Origin of the sequence: Pseudonocardia sp. Ae717_Ps2, from assembly GCF_001932475.1 — a bacterium.
GTDB lineage: Bacteria > Actinomycetota > Actinomycetes > Mycobacteriales > Pseudonocardiaceae > Pseudonocardia.
The window spans coordinates 1,255,170-1,272,929 of sequence record NZ_MCIS01000001.1 but is presented as its reverse complement, the minus strand read 5'-3'; the positions used below and the strand labels follow the sequence as shown (position 1 = coordinate 1,272,929).

Below are 17,760 nucleotides of genomic sequence, written 5' to 3'. Positions count from 1 at the left end.
GAACAGGATGGGAGCCCGCCGTGGCTGACGTGGTGTTCGACCAGGCATCTCGGATCTACACCCCCGGGGCGAAGCCTGCCGTCGACCGGCTGGACCTGACGATCGAGGACGGCGAGTTCGTCGTGCTCGTCGGGCCGTCCGGATCGGGCAAGTCGACGGCGCTGCGGATGCTCGCGGGCCTCGAGGAGATCGACGGCGGCTCGATCCGGATCGACGGCGAGAACATGGTCGGGGTGCCCTCGCGCGACCGCGACATCGCCATGGTGTTCCAGAACTACGCGCTCTACCCGAACAAGACCGTCGGGGAGAACATGGCGTTCCCGCTCAAGATGGCCGGGATCGACAAGGCCGAGCGTGCGGTCAAGGTCAAGGAGGCCGCCGAGATCCTCGGCCTGACCGACTACCTCGACCGCAAGCCGCGCGCGCTGTCCGGCGGCCAGCGCCAGCGCGTCGCGATGGGCCGGGCGATCGTGCGCGAGCCGCGGGTCTTCCTGATGGACGAGCCGCTGTCGAACCTCGACGCGAAGATGCGGGTGCAGACCCGCACCGAGATCGCCGCGCTGCAGCGGCGGCTGGGCGTCACCACCGTCTACGTCACCCACGACCAGGTCGAGGCCATGACGATGGGCGACCGCGTCGCGCTGCTGGCCGACGGCAAGCTGCAGCAGTTCGCCACCCCGGCCGACCTGTACGACCGGCCGCAGAACGCGTTCGTCGCCGGGTTCATCGGCTCGCCGGCGATGAACCTGTTCACCGCGCGGGTGACCGAGCGCGGGGTGACCCTGGCCGGGCGGGAGATCGCCCTGCCCCAGGACGCCCGGTCGACGATCGGGGCGCAGCGGCTCACCGAGGTGACCCTCGGCATCCGTCCCGAGCAGTGGACGGTCTCCCCCGACGGCGGCGAGGGCATCCCGGCCCGGGTCGACGTCGTCGAGGAGCTGGGATCGGACGCCTACCTCTACGGCACCCTCGCCGAGGTCGCCGGTGACCTGTCGGCGACGGCCTCGCTGACCGGTTCGCGTGACGACGCCGTCGTCGTGCGGACCGCGGGACGCACCGGCGCACGGCGCGGGGACCGGGTGGCGCTGACGCCCTCGACCGAGGGGCTGCACCTGTTCCACCCGGAGACCGGCGACCGGCTCTGAGCGGCTCTGCCCGGCGGCGCGAGGGGGCCGCCGGGCGGAGACCGGCCCGGATGCGACGCGGCGAGCGGCACGAGGGGCCGCCGGGCGGGTCAGCCCGGGTGCGAGGCGGCGAGCTGGCCGCAGGCCGCGTCGATCTCCTGGCCGCGGGTGTCGCGGACGGTGCAGGCGACGCCGGCCGCGCGGACCCGGCGCACGAACTCCTCCTCGACGGGCTTGGGCGAGGCGTCCCACTCGCTGCCCGGCGTCGGGTTCAGCGGGATCAGGTTGACGTGCACCCTCGAGGTCCCGATGTGCTGCCGCAGGACCTTCCCCAGCATGTCGGCGCGCCACGGCTGGTCGTTCACGTCACGGATCAGCGCGTACTCGATGGAGACGCGGCGGCCGGTCGTGGTGGCGTAGCGGCGGCCCGCGTCGAGGACCTCGGCGACCTTCCACCGGTTGTTGACCGGGACGAGGGTGTCGCGCAGCTCGTCGTCCGGGCAGTGCAGCGAGATCGCCAGGGTGACCGGGATGCCCTCCTCGCGGAGCCGGTCGATCGCCGGGACCAGCCCGACGGTGGACACGGTGACCCCGCGGGCGGAGATGCCCAGCCCGTCCGGGGCGGGCTCGGTGATCCGGCGGACGGCGGCGACGACCCGCTTGTAGTTGGCGAGCGGCTCGCCCATCCCCATGAACACGACGTTCGACAACCGGGTCGGCTCGTCCAGCACCCCGTCGCGCGCCTGGGCCGCGGCGCGGCGGACCTGGTCGACGATCTCGGCGGTCGACAGGTTGCGCTGCAGACCGCCCTGGCCGGTCGCGCAGAACGGGCACGCCATCCCGCAGCCCGCCTGGCTGGAGATGCAGACCGTCGCCCGGTCCGGGTAGCGCATCAGGACACTCTCGGCGAGCACGCCGTCGTGGCCGCGCCACAGCGTCTTGCGGGTGGCGCCGCCGTCGCACGCCTTCTCGGTCAACGGCGTGACCAGCGGCGGGAGCAGCGGACGCAGCTTCTCCCGGACGTCACCGCCGAGGTCGCTCATGGCGTCGAGGTCGTCGGTGAGACGACCGAACCAGTGGCGGGCCAACTGGTCGAGGCGGAACCGCGGTACGCCGAGCTCCTGCTCGACGGCGGCACGGTCGGCCGGGTCGAGGTCGGCGAGGTGGCGGGGCGGAGTACCGCGGCGGGGTGCGTCGAAGACGAGCGGGAGGCTGGACATGGCACCCCCCAGTGTGCCAGCCCGGTCGCGGGTCAGCGGATCCCGGGGATCCGCACGTTGAAGCGCCGGGACAGGTCCTCCAGGATCCCGAGCCTGCGCGCGGCCGCGACCCACAGCACGATCCCGGCGCAGAGACCGGTCACCGGCACCGCGGACCCGGTCCCCTGCCCCTGGTAGGTCAGGGCCAGGAAGGCGCCGAACGCGGCGATGAGCAGGACCAGGCCGCCGGTCGCGACGAGGCTGCGCTCCTCCAGCACGGTGGACGCCTGGATCAGCAGCACCCCGACGAGCGCGGCGGACAGGGGGGTGGACAGCTCGCCGTAGCCGACCAGGGACAGCAGCAACGGCAGCAGCACGATCCCCGCGACGCCGATCACGATCAGCCGCTGCATCCGGCGCTTGCGCTCGGGGTGCAGGGTCACCGCCATCGCGGCGTTGCGCCGGCGCACGATCCACAGGTACGCGGTCAGGAAGATCCCGAGCGCGACGAGGACGGTGGCGAACCCGTTCCCGAGGCCACCCGCGCCGACCGCCCAGGCGAGCAGGCCCAGGACGATCTCCAGACTCGGCACGGGAACGCCCAGCGACGGCTGGCGCATCGTGTACGGCATGCACCCACGGTAGCGAGAGCGCCCCGGGACACGGCGCGGGTGTGGCGGAACGACACACCCGTCCTCCCTCGAACCGGACATCATGGGAGGCTCGTCACGTGCCCGGGTCCCCGAACCCCCGGGCCGCCACCACCACACCGCCGGGCCCCGCCCGGCCTCCCCCAGGAGAGCCATGACCCTCCCCACGACGTCCTCCACCGACCCCGAGCCCGCCCCGCGCGCCGGAGGTCCCGCCCTCGGTCGCCGCGCGATGATCGCCGGCGCCGGCGTGGCCGCGATCGGCGCGGTCGCCGCCTGCGGTGGCGGCAGCGGTTCCACCACCACCGACAACGGTGGTCAGGCCCAGAGCGGGGACGCCCCGCAGGGCTCCCCCGGCACCGTCCTCGGCCCGGCGTCCGCGGTACCGGTCGGCGGCGGCGCGATCTTCACCGACGCCCAGGTCGTCGTCACCCAGCTGCAGCAGGGGACGTTCACCGGGCTGTCCGCGGTCTGCCCGCACCAGGGCTGCGCCGTCAGCCAGATCACCGACGGGCAGATCGTCTGCCCGTGCCACAACAGCCGTTTCTCCCTCGACGGCGCCGTCCTCGACGGACCGGCCCAGCGGCCGCTCGACCCGCGGCAGGTCACCGTCGCGGACGGGTCGATCACCCTGTCCTGAGCCCGCTCCCGGCGCCGCGGCTCAGGACGGCAGCACGAGGCCGTCCGCGCGGCGCCGGGTGTGGAGCCGGTAGCCCACGCGCACGGTGCGGTCGGCGACGTCGTCGATCGCCCGGCGCGCGGTGCGCGGGGAGAACTCGATGCGCAGGACCTCCTCCAGGTCCGCGCGGGAGTCGAACCGCCAGGTCGAGGTGACCCGGCGCAGCGCGAAGCCGTGGGCGGCGAAGAACCGGTCGACCGCGGGCGCGTCGTAGCGCGGCAGGTCCGCGCGCAGCCACGTCCCATAGGGCCGCGCCGTGAAGTCCAGGTCGACGACGGCGAGCACCCCGCCCGGGCGGAGCACCCGCTCGGCCTCGGCGAGCCCCGGCTCGCAGCCCGGCCCGAAGAAGTAGGCGGTGCGGGCGTGGACCAGGTCGGCACTCGCGTCCGGCAACGGGAGCCGCTCGGCGCCCGCGGTGTGCAGGGTGATGCGGGGGTCGTCGGCGACGCGCCGACGTGCCCGTTCGACCAGCGGCGGGTGCGGCTCGACACCGGTGACGGTGGCGGCCCGTTCGGCGAAGCGCGGCAGGTGGAAGCCGTCGCCGCAGCCGACGTCGACGACGTCGGCGCCCGCCCAGCCCCCGGTCTCGGCCCACAGCGCCGCCCAGAGCTCGCCGTCGGCGTCCTGGGCGCGGTTCTCGGTCTCGTAGACCTCGGGCCGGTTCCAGATGTTCGGGCTGGGGATGGCCGGGCCGGGCTTCGGCTGTCCGCCGAACCCCTGGTAGGTGCGCCTCACGCGATCGGGACGACGATCCCGAGGATCGCCCAGGCGACGAACGCGGCCGGCAGCAGCGAGTCCAGACGGTCCATCAGACCGCCGTGCCCGGGCAGCAGGTTGCCCATGTCCTTGACCCCGATGTCGCGCTTCACCAGCGACTCGACGAGGTCGCCCAGGGTGGCCGTCGCGACGAGCAGCGCGCCGACCAGCGGTCCCCAGTACCAGGGCGCGTCGAGCAGCAGCCCCATGCAGAGCGAGCCCACTGCCATGCCGGCGATCAGCGAGCCCGCGAAGCCCTCCCAGGACTTCTTCGGGCTGATCGTGGGGGCCATCGGGTGCCGGCCCGCGACGACGCCCGCGGCGTACCCGCCGACGTCGGAGGCGACCACGCAGAGCAGGAAGGTCAGGACCCGGCCCACGCCGTCCGGGGCGACGGTCAGCTGCACGGCGAAGGCCACCAGCAGCGGCACATAGACGGCGACGAACAGCGAGGCGCTGATGTCGCGCACGAAGTGCGCCGCCCCGCTCCGCATCCGCCACAGCAGGCAGCCCAGCACCGTGGCGGTGAGGGCGATCGCGGCGCCGTGCAGGCCGAACGGCCAGGACAACCAGACGACGGCCTGACCGCCGACCAGCAGCACCGGCAACGACACGCGGATGTCGGCGCCCCGGCGCAGCGCACCCGCGAGCTCCCAGGTCCCGACCGCGGTGACGCAGGCGAGCACCAGGACGAAGCCCTGACGATGGATCAGCAGGCTCAGCAGGATGACGACGCCGAGCCCGACGCCGACCGCGATCGCCGCGACGAGGTTGCGACCCAGCCGGGACCGCTTGTACCCCTTCTGTCCCCGGACGGGCTTCGGCACGTCCGGGGTCGCCGACACGCCGGCGGGCCCGTCACCGGGGAGGTCGGAGGTCACGGGGACGGCGGCGTCGGAGGAGGAGGGCACCGGGCTCAGACCTCGAGGAGCTCGGATTCCTTGTTCTTGACCAGCTCGTCGATCTGCGCGACGTAGCGGTCCGTGACGCCCTGCAGTTCCTTCTCGGCGCGGGCGACCTCGTCCTCGCCGGCCTCGCCGTCACGCTGGATGCGGTGCAGCTCGTCCATCGCCTTGCGGCGCAGGCCACGGAGCACGACGCGCGCGTCCTCACCCTTGCCCCGGGCGACCTTGACCATGTCCCGGCGCCGCTCCTCGGAGAGCTGCGGGATGATCACGCGGATGATCTGCCCGTCGTTCGACGGGTTGACGCCGAGGTCCGAGTCGGCGATCGCCTTCTCGAGCTGCTTGAGCTGGCTGGCGTCGTAGGGCTTGATGACCGCCATCCGCGCCTCGGGGATCGACACCGAGGCGAGCTGGTTCAGCGGGGTCCACGCGCCGTAGTAGTCCACGACGATCCTGGAGAACATGTTCGGAGTGGCCCGGCCGGTACGCACCGACGCCAGATCGTCACGGGCGACCGTGACGGCCTTCTCCATCTTCTCCTCGACGTCGAAGAGGGTTTCCTCGATCACGGTTGCATCCCCCGGCCTGGTCGTACTCGCTGGCGGTCACGATCCTCTCACCCGCCGCCCGGGCGGTGCGCGGAGCACCACCCGGGCGGGGGCGGGGAGGATCAGTTCTGGCCGACCTCGAAACGGACGAAGTCGTTGATGGTCAGACCCGCCTCGTCGGCGACGGCCTTGACCGACTTCTTCGGGTCGACCACGGAGGCCTGCTCCAGGAGCACGACGTCCTTGTAGTAGCCGTTGACCCGGCCCTCGACGATGCGGGGCAGGACCTGCTCGGGCTTGCCCTCCTCGCGGGCGGTCGCCTCCGCGATCTTCTTCTCGTTCTCGACGATCTCGGCGGGGACCTGCTCACGGGTCAGGTACTCCGGCCGGGCCGCCGCGACCTGCATCGCGAGACCGCGGGCGGCCTCGGCGTCGTCGCCCTCGTAGGCGAGCAGGACGCCGATCTGCGGGGGCAGGTCGGTGGCGCGCTTGTGCAGGTAGACGGCGGCCTGGCCGTCGACCCGGGCGTAGCGCTTCAGCTCGAACTTCTCGCCGATGCGGGCGGACAGGGCCTGCACGGCCTCGCCCACGGTGCCGTCGTCGAGCTTGGTCTCGCGCAGCGCGTCGAGGTCGGCCGGCTTCTCGGCGACCGCGGCGGCCAGGATCTTCTCGGCCAGCGCGATGAAGTCGTCGGACTTGGCGACGAAGTCGGTCTCGCAGTCCAGCTCGACCAGGGTGCCGCCGTCGGCGACGACCAGGCCGTTGGCGGTGGCGCGCTCGGCGCGCTTGCCCACGTCCTTCGCGCCCTTGATGCGGAGGAGCTCGACGGCCTTGTCGAAGTCGCCCTCGGACTCCTCGAGCGCCTTCTTGCAGTCCATCATCCCGGAGCCGGTGAGCTCACGGAGCCGCTTGACGTCGGCGGCGGTGTAGTTCGCCATCGGGTGTCTCTCGTCCTCTGGGTCGTGACGGGAATGGGTCACCGGGTCGCACCGGGCGGGCCCACGGAAGCGGGCCCGCCCGGTGCGCGTACTCAGTTCTGGGTGCCGTTGCTGGTCGACGCCGGGGCGGTCGCAGCGGCCGCACCGTCGCCACCGGCGGCGGAGAGGCTGGCACCGTCGGAGCCGACCTCGTTGCCCGCCAGGACGTCCTGCTCCCACTCGGCGAGCGGCTGCTCGGCGGCGGCCTCGCCACCCTCGCCACGGCGCTGGCCACGGGAGACCAGACCGTCGGCGGCGGCCTTGGCGATGACCTTGGTCAGCAGCGCGGCCGAGCGGATCGCGTCGTCGTTGCCCGGGATCGGGAAGTCGACCTCGTCCGGGTCGCAGTTCGTGTCCAGGATGGAGACGACCGGGATCTTGAGCTTCCGGGCCTCGCCGACGGCGATGTGCTCCTTCTTGGTGTCCACGATCCAGACGGCGGACGGGACCTTGGACATGTCGCGAATACCGCCGAGGGTCTTCTCGAGCTTGTCCTTCTCACGGGTCAGCGTGAGGATCTCGCGCTTCGAGCGGCCCTCGAAGCCACCGTTCTGCTCCATCGCCTCGAGCTCCTTGAGGCGCTGCAGGCGACGGTGCACGGTCTGGAAGTTCGTGAGCATGCCACCCAGCCAGCGCTGGTTGACGTACGGCATGTTGACCCGGGCCGCCTCCTCGGCGATGACCTCCTGGGCCTGCTTCTTGGTGCCGACGAACATGATCGTCCCGCCGTGCGCGACGGTCTCGCGCACGAACTCGTAGGCGCGGTCGATGTACGACAGCGTCTGCTGGAGGTCGATGATGTAGATGCCGTTGCGCTCGGTGAGGATGTAGCGCTTCATCTTCGGGTTCCAGCGACGGGTCTGGTGCCCGAAGTGCACGCCGCTGTCGAGCAGCTGCTTCATGGTGACGACGGCCATGGCCTGCGTTCACCTCTCGGTCGGGCGCGGCGGGTGCCGCGCAGGCGGTTCGTGGGCCCACCGGTCGGTGGACCACCCTGGCGCCCGCGGCGGAGCCGGACCCGCTCCCCCTGGCCACACGTGAGCGTGACGTCGGGATCGCAGGACCGCCCGGCCTCCGCTCCCGACGCCGTACCCTGGGGAACGGCGCGACGGGCGAGCGGGCGCGCGAAGTCACCACGACGGACGTGGTGCGGGATCCAGTGTACGCCGGGGCCTCCGGGCCGATCGCGGCGGAGCCCGGTTCCGACGGCGGCTGTCCACAACCGGCCGGTACGTCCACAGGACGGCGGTCCACCCCGGCGACGAGCGGTCGCCGCCGCAGGCTGGACGGGTGCCTCTGCCCGTCCCGTCCGTTCCCCCGCTCGACGACCTGCCCCGGAGCCCGCGCCCCGTGTCCCGCCCGCCGGGATGGCGGGCCGGGCTGCGGGCGGGGGCGGTGCTGCTCGCCGTGGTGGTGATCGGTGTCGCGCTCGTGCCGCCGGGGGCGGCGGTCGCCGCACCTGCGTCCGCGGCGCCCGCGTCCGTCGACCCCGCGCCCGTCGAACCCGCTCCGGGCGGCCCCCCGGACGGGGTCGGCCCCGCGCCCGCACCGCCGCGGCCACCCGGGGCGGGGATCCCGGCACCGGGGGCGGACTACGCGTGGCCCCTGCTCCCGCCCCCGGCGGTCACGGCGGTGTTCCGCAAGCCCGCGTTCCGCTACGGCCGCGGGCACCGCGGCGCCGACCTGGCAGGTTCCCCCGGACAGGCGGTGCTCGTCGCGCGGGAGGGGGTCGTCGTCTTCGCCGGCCGGATCGCCGGGCGCGGCGTCGTCTCGGTCGACCACCCCGACGGGTTGCGGAGCACCTACGAGCCGGTGACCGCCGGCGTCGTGGCCGGGGCGCGGCTCGCCGGGGGCGACCCGGTGGGGACGCTGGAACCCGGGCACACCGGATGCCCGGTCGCGGCCTGCCTGCACTGGGGCGTGCGACGGGAGCGGCTCGACCACCTCGATCCGCTGGTACTGCTGCGCCCTCCCCGGGTGCGGCTGCTGCCCTGGGAGGGGGCACCCGAGCCCACGGAGGACGCTCCGGCGGAGGTCAGCCCGCCAGCGCCGGCTCCAACGAGGCCCGCAGGCGGGTGATCGTCCGGGCATGGAGCTGGCAGACCCGGGACTCGGTGACCCCGAGGATCCCGCCGATCTCGGCCAGTGTCCGGTTCTCGACGTAGTAGAGGTGCAGGACCAGCCGGTCCCGCTCCCCCAGCAGACCGATCGCGGCACGCAGCTCCGCCCCGGTCTCCCGCCGGACCGCCGCGGTCACCGGGTCCACCGAGTCGTCGGCCGCGAGCGTGGACAGCGGCGAGCCCGCGGAACCGCCCGCACCGAGGTCCTCGGCGCTGACCAGGTACATCGGCCGCCGGGCCTGACGGAGCTCGCGCACCGCGACGCCCAGCTCCGCGGCGAGCTCCCCGTCGGTCGCGGGGCGCCCGGCCCGGAGCTGCACCGCCTCGCGGGCCCGCTCGACCTCGCGGCTGCGCGCCCGCACGGTGCGGGGCACCCAGTCCTGGGCGCGCAGCTCGTCGAGCATGGCGCCCCGGACGCGCTGGGCCGCATAGGCCTCGAAGCGGATCCTGCGGGCGGGGTCGAACCGGTCGACGGCCTCCATCAGGCCGAACGTCCCGGACTGGAGCAGGTCGGCCAGCTCGATCGACGACGGCAGCCGTACCGCCAGCTTCGTGCCCACGCCGCGCACCAGCGGGGCGTGGTGCTCGACCAGGCGTCGCCGAGCGGCGGGGGCGCGGGTGGCGAGGAACTCGCGCCACAGCGGCACGACCGCCGGCTCGACGGTCTCGTTCAGGTGACCTCGGACGCCGTCGGGCGTGTCGCGGGGCGACCCGCCCGTCGACGGGACCAGCGCGATGCACCCCGGGGCCACGTCCGCCGACGGTTGCCCCGAGGTGGCCTCGAGGGGACCGCGACGCGGGGACCCGGGTGGGTCGGGGACCGGTCCGAGGACGGCCGCGCGGGGTGTGTCGGCCCCCGCGGCGACCCGGTCGAGGGCCGTGGCCAGGGCGGCGGGGAACGCGTCGGGCCGGCGCGGTGTCGTCGGGGACACCTCACGCCCGAGGGTGCGCCTGGTCATGAACCACCTTCAACCGGTCGACGGTCACGTGCGTGTAGAGCTGCGTGGTCGACAGCGTAGCGTGACCGAGTAACTCCTGTACGTAACGAAGGTCGGCTCCGCCCTCGAGCAGATGCGTCGCCGCGGCGTGCCGCAGACCGTGCGGCCCGACGTCGGGGACGCCCGGTACCGCCCGGATCGCGCGGTGCACGACGGTCCGCGCGACGCGCGGGTCGAGCCGCCCGCCCCGCACGCCCAGCAGCAGTGCCGGCGGCGACGACGGGGTCGCCAGCGCCGGTCGGCCGTGGTCGAGCCAGCGGCGCAGGGCGCGCGCGGCGGGGACCCCGAACACCACGGTCCGTTCCCGGTCGCCCTTGCCCCGGACCCGCAACGTACGGGCGGACTCGTCGATCGCACCGACGTCGAGTCCGCACAGCTCGGCGACCCGGATCCCGGTCGCGTAGAGCAGTTCGAGGACCAGCAGGTCGCGCAGGGCCTCCGGGGCGTCCTCCGCCGCGCCCGAGGTCACCGCGTCCAGCACCGCCGCGGTCTCCGCCGCGGCGGGTACCTCCGGGAGGACGGTGCCCGCGCGCGGTGACCCGAGGCGGGCCGCCGGGTCGTGGTCGAGCCGCCCGGTGCGCACCGCCCAGGCGCAGAACGTACGGGCCGCGGCGGTGCGCCGCGCGACGGTGGCCCGCCCGGCGCCGGCGGCGTGCGTCGCGCCGAGCCGCCGACGCAGGTGGTCCAGGTCGAGCGCGCCGAGGCCGGGGAGACCACGGAGCAGGTCGGTGAGGTCCGAGCGGTAACCGCGGACGGTGTGCGGCGAGCGGTTCCGCTCGAGGCGAAGGTGCCCGGTGAACTCCTCGAGCGCGGCGGCGACGTCCGGGGCGAGCCCGTCACCGGTGGCGGTCCGGTCGCCTGCAGCACGAGCGCCCGCCCGGTCCGCGGGCGGGCCGTCGGCCTCGGTCCGGGTCCGGTCGTCGGGACGCGCGACCGCGCCGGGGCCCGGCTCGGCTGCGGGATCGGAGGACGCCGCGGGACCGGAGGGCGCCGCGGGACCGGTGGACTCTGTGCGCGCCATGACCGGACGGTCCGCTGCTGAGGGCCGCCGGTCAAGGACCCGCCCGGCGTGCCGGGCGCTGCCACAGCCCCTGGTGGTACTCGGCGAGCCCACGGTCCTCCAGCTCGGTCAGCGCCGCGCGCAGCTCGTCGGGGCCGACGCCCGCGGCCTCGCCGATCCGTCCCGGCGGCCACGCGGCCCGGGCGGGCAGCGCGTCGTGGACCGCGAGCACCCGCGGGTCGAGCCCGTCGGTCGGGCGGGACTCCCCCTGCGGCGGCAAGGCGAGGTCCACGCCCAGCCGGCCGACGACCTCCAGGACGTCCTCGGGCCGCCCGACGAGGCCCGCCTGGTGCGAGCGAACCAGCTCGTGGCAGCCGACCGACATCCCCGACGTGACCGGGCCCGGCACCGCCATCAGCGGGCGCCCGAGCGCGGTCGCGTCGGCGGCGGTCCGTTTCGTCCCGCTGCGCGCCCCGGCCTCGACGACGAGGGTCCCGACACCGAGTGCGGCCAGCAGCCGGTTGCGGACCAGGAACCGCAGCCGCCCGGGGATCGTGCCGGGCGGGTACTCGGTGAGCACCAGACCGGTCGCGGCGATCCGTTCCAGGAGACCGGTGTGCGCGGCCGGGTAGACCCGGTCCGGGCCACAGGCCAGGACCGCGACCGTCGCACCGTCGACGGCGAGGGCCCCCCGGTGCGCGGCCGCGTCGATGCCGAACGCGGCGCCGGACAGGACCGCGACGCCGCGCCGGGCCAGGGTCGCGGAGAAGTCCGCGGCCACGCCCAACCCGTACGGGGTCGCGGCGCGCGAGCCGACGACGGTGACCGACCGGTCGGCGAGCGTCGCGATCTCCCCCGGCCCGCGGGCCCACAGCGCGATCGGGGGCGCGAGGTCGGCCCGCGGGGCCTCGGCGAACGACCGGAACGGCCACGACGGCCACCCCGGGTCCTCCGGCACGAGCAGGCGGGCCCCGGCGTGGGCGGCCTCCTCCAGGTCGGCCTCGGACCGGTCGGTGCCCCGCCGGGCCGCGGCGGCGCGCAGCAGCTCGTCGGGGACCGCGCCGCGGCGCAGCCGGTCGGCCGCCTCGACCGGCCCGTACCGGTCGACCAGCGCGACGAGGTGCCGGTTCGGGGGTTCGACGCAGCGCATCAGGTAGGCGCGGGCGCGCAGGACCTCCTCGGGCACCCTGCCGACGCCCCGGCCGATGTCGGTGCCCCGGGCGATGTCGGTGCCCGTGCCGGCGGCCGGGCCCGGGGCGCTCACGCGGCACCCCGCTCGCGGAAGTACAGCGCCGCGTCGACCAGACCGCGGTCGGGCCGGTCGGCCCCGGCGAGGTCGCTGAGCGTCCACGCGACCCGTAGCGCGCGGTCCGCGCCGCGGGCGCTGAGGTCACCGGCGCGCAACCGGGCCTCCAGCGGTGCGATCACGCGGGCGGGCAGCGGGAAGCGGGTCCGCAGGGCGGGGCCGGGCACCTCGGCGTTGCACCGCCACCCGTGCTCCGACCACCGCGCGACGGCGGCGGCACGCGCGTCGAGCACCCGGCGGCGGACGGTCGCGGTGTCCTCGCCCCGCTGCTCGGTCACCCGCAGCGCGGTCACCGGCTCCATCGCCACCCGCAGGTCGACCCGGTCGAGCAGCGGACCGGACAGCCGGGACAGGTAGCGGCGGCGGACGTCGGGGCGGCAGGTGCAGTCACGGTCGATCGGCGGGGCGCACGGGCACGGGTTCGCTGCGAGGACGAGCTGGAAACGGGCCGGATAGCGCACGGTGCCGTCGGCGCGGGACAGCCGGACCTCGCCCTCCTCCAGCGGGGTGCGCAGCCCGTCGAGGACCGAGGCGGGCCAGTGCGGGCACTCGTCGAGGAACAGCACCCCGCGGTGGGCCAGCGACACCGCGCCGGGCCGGGCGACGCCGCTTCCCCCGCCGAGCAGCGCCGCGGTCGACGCCGAGTGGTGCGGCGCGACGAACGGCGCGCACGTGCTGAGCGCCCCGGTGTCGCCGAGCCGCCCGGCCACCGAGCGGATCGCGGCGAGCTGCAGCGCCTCGGAGCGGTCGAGCTCGGGCAGCAGCCCCACCACCCGCTGGGCGAGCATCGTCTTGCCGGTGCCGGGCGGGCCGACCATCAGCAGGTGGTGCCCGCCGGCGGCGGCGATCTCCAGGGCGCGCCGGGCGTCGTGCTGGCCGAGCACGTCGGCCAGCTCGGGGGCCACGGCGGCCGGGGCCTCCTCCGGTCCGCCGTCGTGCCGGTGCAGCAGCCGGTTGCCCGTCGCCCAGTCCAGGACGTCGCCGAGGCTGTCGGCGCCGAACGCCTCGATGCCGTCGACCAGCGCGGCCTCCGCGAGCGTGGCGCGGGGCACGACGGCGCGGATCATCCCGGCGTCCCGCGCGGCGAGCAGGCAGGGCAGCACGCCGCGCACCGGGCGCAGCCTGCCGTCGAGAGCGAGCTCGCCGAGCAGCACGGTGCCGCGCAGCCGGTCGGGCGGCACCGCGTCCGCGGCGACCAGGACGCCGAGCGCCAGTGCGAGATCGAAGCGGCTGCCGGTCTTGCGCAGTGTCGCCGGGGAGAGGGCGAGCACGATCCGCTCGTTGGGCCAGGTGCGGCCGGAGTGCACGATCGCGGACCGCACCCGGTCCTTGGACTCGTTGAGCGCGGCGTCGGGCAGGCCGACGAGGTGCACGCCGGGCATCCCGCCGCCGATGACCGCCTCGATCTCGACGGGGACGCCGTCGACGCCGTGCAGCGCGACCGACCAGATGCGTGCCGGGGGCCGCATCAGAACGCCGCCGGGTAGTGGGTGAGGGTGACCGGCCGGCCGGGTCGGATCAGGACCGCCACGACGTCGAACCTGATCTCGACCCAGCTGACCCGGTGGGCGGCCATGAACGCCTTGGCCAGCATCCGGATCCGGCGTGTCTTGCGGGGGGTCACCGCCTCGGCGGGTTCGCCGTAGCGGAGACCGGAACGGGTCTTGACCTCGCAGAACACCAGCCGTTGCTGCGGGTCGACCGCGACGATGTCGATCTCGCCGTGCGTGCACCGCCAGTTGCGGCTGAGCACGACCATCCCGTGTGCCCGTTCGAGGTACTCGGCGGCGGTGTCCTCACCGCGGCGCCCGAGCTCGTCCTTCGCTGCCATGGGTCCACGATCGGGCCGGGTGGGCCCGTCGCGGGGGTGGATCGGCCGGCTGTGGACGGATCCGCCGGTTGTGGACGGGCACCGTCGGCCGCGCGGCCGGGACGGTGGAACCGTCGGTGGGGTCTGCTACCCGCTCAGCCCGGGAACTGGTCGTCGTCGGGGAGCCGCAGGTCCGGGGTGTCGAGCTCCTCGATGTTGACGTCCTTGAACGTCACGACCCGCACGTTCTTGACGAACCGCGCCGGGCGGTACATGTCCCACACCCACGCGTCGGACATGCGCACCTCGAAGTAGACCTCGCCGTCGGCGTTGCGCGGGGCGACGTCGACGGAGTTGGCCAGGTAGAACCGGCGCTCCGTCTCCACGACGTAGGAGAACTGGGCGACGATGTCGCGGTACTCCTTGTAGAGCGTGAGCTCCATCTCGGTCTCGTACTTCTCGAGATCCTCGGCGCTCACCGGCCCGCTCCTCCTGTGACGATCTCCAACGGCTCCCACGCCCCGACCGTGTCCCCCGGGTCTCCGGGGTCGGGTTCCTGCTCGGGGAGCGCCCCATTGTGGACCAGCCCCGCCGGGGCCTCGCGCCCGGCCACCGCGGCGACGTTCGCGAAGGAGAACCGGTGCTCCGGACAGGGCCCGTGTGCGCGCAGCGCGGCCTCGTGGTCCGGGGTGTTGTAGCCCTTGTGCACCGCGAAGCCGTAGCGGTCGTGCTCGGCGTCGAGTGCGGTCATGATGCGGTCCCGGGTCACCTTGGCCAGCACCGACGCCGCCGCGATGCAGGCCGCCACCCGGTCGCCCTTCGGCACCGCGAGGGCCGGGCTGCCGAAGCCGCGGACCGGGAAGCCGTCGGTCAGGACGTAGCCGGGCGTGACCGCGGTCAGCGCGGCCACCGCGCGACGCATGCCCTCGATGTTGGCCACGTGCACCCCGCGGCGGTCGACCTCCGCCGCCGGGATCACGACGACGGCGTGGTCCAGCGCCCGGGCCCGGATGCGGTCGTACCAGTGGTCACGGGCGGCCGGGGTCAGCAGCTTCGAGTCGGTCAGCCCGTCGAGGGCCTTCGCGTCCGCGGGCCGCAGCACCGCCGCGGCGACGACCAGCGGTCCGGCGCTGGCACCGCGACCGGCCTCGTCGACGCCGGCGACCGGGCCGAGCCCGTGGCGCTGCAGGACCGTCTGCAGGGTCCAGGTGCCGCCGTCGCGGACGACGGCACGCGGCGGACGCAGCCCGTCGGGCAGGACCCGTACGGGGCGTCGGCGGGCACGCGGCCGTCCGGCGGGACGGGCGCGGGTGGGCGGAACCGGCACGGTGCTCCCGGTCAGGTTCTCCGGCGCCACCCGTGCGGGGGGCGCGTCGCGGGCAGGAACCGCTCGGCCTCGGCGCGGGCGAGCAGGGCCCGTCGGCGACCGGCCGCGAGCGGCAGTGTCCCCATGATGCCCAGTGCCAGCGGCAGACCGTCGGGCAGCCCCGGCAGCCCGGCCGCGTCGGCCGTGGTCTGCGGGTCGACCGCACTGACCCAGCCGAACCGGTCGAAGGGCAGCACGATCAGCCGTACCTTGCCGATGATGTTGGCCTCGGGGATGGGGCCGTGCCCCGCCGCCCGGGAGTCCGCGGAGTTGTTCCGCGAGTCGCCCATCATCCAGTACTGGCCCTCGGGGACGGTGATCGGGCCGAACGGGATCTGCCGGGCCGGACCCGCCTCGGGCAGGTAGTAGATGTAGGGCTCCGTCAGCGGCTGCCCGTCGACGACGACCTGGTTGAGCGCGTCGCAGCAGGAGACGGTCTGGCCCCCCACGGCGATGACCCGCTTGACGAAGTCCTTCTCGTCCGGCGGGGCGATCCCGACCAGCGAGCCGAGCGTCTGCATGCCCTTGACCAGCGGGTTCTCGCTGCCCTCGCCGCTGTAGGTCTCGCTGGCCCAGCCGTCGGTGCCGCGGAAGACCACGATGTCGCCCGGGCTGATGTCGGTGAAGTTGTAGGTGACCTTGTCGACGAGCACCCGGTCGTTGTTGCAGCCGGTGCAGCCGTGCAGCGTCGTCTCCATCGAGCTCGACGGGATGACGTAGACCTTCGCGAGGAAGGTCTGGATGAGGACCGTCAGCAGGATGGCGACCCCGGCCAGGAGCAGGATCTCCTTCCAGAACGCCGTCTTGGGCTTCTCCTCACCCGCAGCGGCCGCGGCGGAACCGCGCCCGGTGAGCGCGGCGATCCGGCCGCCGATGCCGACGGGGCGGTTGCGGCGTGCGGCGCGTCCACCCGTGGCGCGCTCCGGCTCGTCCGTCCCGTCCTCCGGCTCGGCAGGGATCTCGGCGGGGTTCTCGTCGGGCTCCTCGGGCGGTTCCGGCGACGCGGCCGCCGGACGGCGGCGTCGGGGGGGCCGCGGCGGCGCATCGGAGCCGGGGTGCGGGACGGCGGCGGTCTCGGGGTCGGCGCCGGGGTCGACGTCGTCGCCGGCCGGGGCCGCGGCGGCGCGGGTACGCCGCGGGTCGGCCTCGGTCGGCACCCGGCGGCGCGTGGTCGCGTCGGCGTCCGGCGGGACGGGGCGACGTGTGGTCGGGACGCCGTCGACCGGCGGCGGGACGGGACGGCGCGACGGCGGGACGGCGCCGTCGGCGAGCGGCCCGGCGGGGCGGCGGCCGGCGCGCGGAGCGGACCGCTCGGGACCGCCGAACGCACCGGTGCCGTCCGGCTGACCGGGGGCGGCTCCGTCGGGGCGCTGGTCCGGGTGGGCACCGTTGGTGTACTCGCCGGACGGGCCGCGCAGCGGCGGGCGGCCGGCCCCACGACCACGCGGGTCGGGGCGGCCGTACCCGTCGGGCGCGTGGCCCTCGGGGGAACGGCCCTCCGGCCGGCCGTTGCGACGAGGTGCCCCGGGGCCGCGGACGGGCGGGGCGGCGTTCGGTTCGAACCCGGCAGGACGGCTCGGGTCGAACCCCGCGGCACGGTTCGGATCGAACCCCGCAGTACGGCTCGGGTCGAGACCGGCGGCGCTGTTCGGGTCGTACCCGGCGGCGCGACGACCGTGCCCGCCGTCGGGAAGGGGCTGGTCGGGGGCCGGGCGGATGCCGTGGCGGCCGGCGCCCTCGGGGCGTCCGGCCGGCGATGCCGGGTACCGGGGTTCCGGGGCGTGCTCCGGGCGGCTGCCGGGAGGTGGCCACGACCTGCCGTTCGGTGCGGCGCCGGCCTCGGGGCCGTCAGGCCGGTTCAGCCGGGCGGCGTAGCGGGCCTGCAGCGTGTCCGGACCCTCGGTGGCCGGGGCGGGCCGGTCCGCGGGGGCCGGGGCGGCCCCGTCGACGCCGTGCCGACCTGAGCGCCCGGCGGCGAGCTCGTCGAACCCGTTGCGGTAGCGACGTCCACGGGGGCCTGCGCCGTCAGCGCCGTCCTCCGGGCCCGTGTGCCGGGTACGGACCCCGCGCGGTGCGCCCTCGGGCTCACCGTCCGCGGAGCCGTCCCGGGCGGGCACCCCGTGCTGCAATGCGGTGCCGAGCAGCCACTGCGGCTCGTCACCACCCGGTTCGCCACCGGTCTGCGGCGGGTCCTCGGGGGCCCGCCGCCGACCGGGGCGCTCGGGGACATCGCTGCCGCGATACCGCCGGGGGCGGGCCCGGCGGTCGTCGGGGAGCTCGGGGAAGGCCACGCTTCGAGATTACGTCACCGGTCCGTCACGA

At 75.2% G+C, this 17,760-nt stretch carries 18 protein-coding genes; 3 read left to right on the top strand and 15 right to left on the bottom strand.

Translation table 11 applies throughout. From position 1 onward, the window contains the following. Positions 1 to 20: 20 nt before the first annotated feature. The gene (locus Ae717Ps2_RS06155; protein WP_075307587.1) at positions 21 to 1,145 is read left to right on the top strand and encodes an ABC transporter ATP-binding protein; all 1,125 of its coding nucleotides are present in this window, start codon (positions 21 to 23) and stop codon (positions 1,143 to 1,145) included. 89 nt (positions 1,146 to 1,234) lie between these two features. Here Ae717Ps2_RS06155 and rlmN read toward each other — a convergent pair whose 3' ends face one another. Next, entirely contained in the window at positions 1,235 to 2,344 is a 1,110-nt protein-coding gene (gene rlmN / locus Ae717Ps2_RS06150) for a 23S rRNA (adenine(2503)-C(2))-methyltransferase RlmN (protein WP_075333125.1), read from the bottom strand. A 32-nt stretch (positions 2,345 to 2,376) separates the two neighbouring features. Beyond that, positions 2,377 to 2,955 (bottom strand): hypothetical protein, encoded by a 579-nt coding sequence (locus Ae717Ps2_RS06145; RefSeq protein WP_020622044.1) that lies wholly within the window; start codon positions 2,953 to 2,955, stop codon positions 2,377 to 2,379. Between the two features lie 172 nt (positions 2,956 to 3,127). Between Ae717Ps2_RS06145 and Ae717Ps2_RS06140 the strand changes: the two genes are divergently transcribed. Beyond that, entirely contained in the window at positions 3,128 to 3,613 is a 486-nt protein-coding gene (locus Ae717Ps2_RS06140; protein WP_075333124.1) for a Rieske (2Fe-2S) protein, read from the top strand. A 21-nt stretch (positions 3,614 to 3,634) separates the two neighbouring features. Here Ae717Ps2_RS06140 and Ae717Ps2_RS06135 read toward each other — a convergent pair whose 3' ends face one another. The 5 genes from Ae717Ps2_RS06135 to rpsB form a co-directional block, all read right to left on the bottom strand. After that, positions 3,635 to 4,387 carry a class I SAM-dependent methyltransferase gene (locus Ae717Ps2_RS06135; protein WP_083702279.1) on the bottom strand — a complete coding sequence of 251 codons (753 nt, stop codon included), beginning with the start codon at positions 4,385 to 4,387 and terminating at the stop codon, positions 3,635 to 3,637. Beyond that, the gene (locus Ae717Ps2_RS06130) at positions 4,384 to 5,319 is read right to left on the bottom strand and encodes a phosphatidate cytidylyltransferase (RefSeq protein WP_020622046.1); all 936 of its coding nucleotides are present in this window, start codon (positions 5,317 to 5,319) and stop codon (positions 4,384 to 4,386) included. Before Ae717Ps2_RS06130 ends, Ae717Ps2_RS06135 begins: the two co-directional genes overlap by 4 nt. A gap of 5 nt (positions 5,320 to 5,324) precedes the next feature. Beyond that, positions 5,325 to 5,882, bottom strand: coding sequence for a ribosome recycling factor (gene frr, locus Ae717Ps2_RS06125; RefSeq protein WP_020622047.1), 558 nt, complete (start codon positions 5,880 to 5,882; stop codon positions 5,325 to 5,327). A 101-nt stretch (positions 5,883 to 5,983) separates the two neighbouring features. Further along, entirely contained in the window at positions 5,984 to 6,799 is an 816-nt protein-coding gene (gene tsf / locus Ae717Ps2_RS06120; RefSeq protein WP_020622048.1) for a translation elongation factor Ts, read from the bottom strand. A 92-nt stretch (positions 6,800 to 6,891) separates the two neighbouring features. Continuing rightward, positions 6,892 to 7,755: a 30S ribosomal protein S2 gene (gene rpsB, locus Ae717Ps2_RS06115; RefSeq protein WP_060711374.1), complete on the bottom strand. Its 864-nt coding sequence runs from the start codon at positions 7,753 to 7,755 to the stop codon at positions 6,892 to 6,894. A 373-nt stretch (positions 7,756 to 8,128) separates the two neighbouring features. Here rpsB and Ae717Ps2_RS06110 point away from each other — a divergent pair, with 373 nt between their 5' ends. Next, positions 8,129 to 8,917, top strand: a complete 789-nt coding sequence (locus tag Ae717Ps2_RS06110) for a M23 family metallopeptidase (RefSeq protein WP_233147467.1) — start codon at positions 8,129 to 8,131, stop codon at positions 8,915 to 8,917. Here the strand turns inward: Ae717Ps2_RS06110 and Ae717Ps2_RS06105 are convergent. The 8 genes from Ae717Ps2_RS06105 to lepB form a co-directional block, all read right to left on the bottom strand. Next, on the bottom strand, positions 8,874 to 9,917 hold the full coding sequence (locus tag Ae717Ps2_RS06105) for a FliA/WhiG family RNA polymerase sigma factor (protein WP_083695702.1): 1,044 nt from the start codon (positions 9,915 to 9,917) through the stop codon (positions 8,874 to 8,876). The genes Ae717Ps2_RS06110 and Ae717Ps2_RS06105 overlap by 44 nt on opposite strands. After that, the gene (locus Ae717Ps2_RS06100; protein ID WP_083702278.1) at positions 9,892 to 10,977 is read right to left on the bottom strand and encodes a tyrosine-type recombinase/integrase; all 1,086 of its coding nucleotides are present in this window, start codon (positions 10,975 to 10,977) and stop codon (positions 9,892 to 9,894) included. Before Ae717Ps2_RS06100 ends, Ae717Ps2_RS06105 begins: the two co-directional genes overlap by 26 nt. 31 nt (positions 10,978 to 11,008) lie before the next feature. Beyond that, complete coding sequence (locus tag Ae717Ps2_RS06095) at positions 11,009 to 12,220, bottom strand: DNA-processing protein DprA (RefSeq protein ID WP_233147466.1); 1,212 nt, start codon at positions 12,218 to 12,220, stop codon at positions 11,009 to 11,011. After that, the gene (locus Ae717Ps2_RS06090; RefSeq protein ID WP_075333123.1) at positions 12,217 to 13,731 is read right to left on the bottom strand and encodes a YifB family Mg chelatase-like AAA ATPase; all 1,515 of its coding nucleotides are present in this window, start codon (positions 13,729 to 13,731) and stop codon (positions 12,217 to 12,219) included. Before Ae717Ps2_RS06090 ends, Ae717Ps2_RS06095 begins: the two co-directional genes overlap by 4 nt. After that, a complete protein-coding gene (locus Ae717Ps2_RS06085) occupies positions 13,731 to 14,093 on the bottom strand; it encodes a YraN family protein (RefSeq protein WP_020627283.1) in 363 nt (120 codons plus the stop codon). The genes Ae717Ps2_RS06090 and Ae717Ps2_RS06085 overlap by 1 nt, the downstream gene beginning before the upstream one ends. Positions 14,094 to 14,227: 134 nt before the next feature. Next, complete coding sequence (locus tag Ae717Ps2_RS06080) at positions 14,228 to 14,551, bottom strand: DUF2469 domain-containing protein (protein ID WP_020627284.1); 324 nt, start codon at positions 14,549 to 14,551, stop codon at positions 14,228 to 14,230. Further along, the gene (locus Ae717Ps2_RS06075; RefSeq protein WP_083696300.1) at positions 14,548 to 15,318 is read right to left on the bottom strand and encodes a ribonuclease HII; all 771 of its coding nucleotides are present in this window, start codon (positions 15,316 to 15,318) and stop codon (positions 14,548 to 14,550) included. The genes Ae717Ps2_RS06080 and Ae717Ps2_RS06075 overlap by 4 nt, the downstream gene beginning before the upstream one ends. Positions 15,319 to 15,410: 92 nt before the next feature. Then, positions 15,411 to 17,729: a signal peptidase I gene (gene lepB / locus Ae717Ps2_RS38870; RefSeq protein ID WP_233147465.1), complete on the bottom strand. Its 2,319-nt coding sequence runs from the start codon at positions 17,727 to 17,729 to the stop codon at positions 15,411 to 15,413. Positions 17,730 to 17,760: the final 31 nt, after the last annotated feature.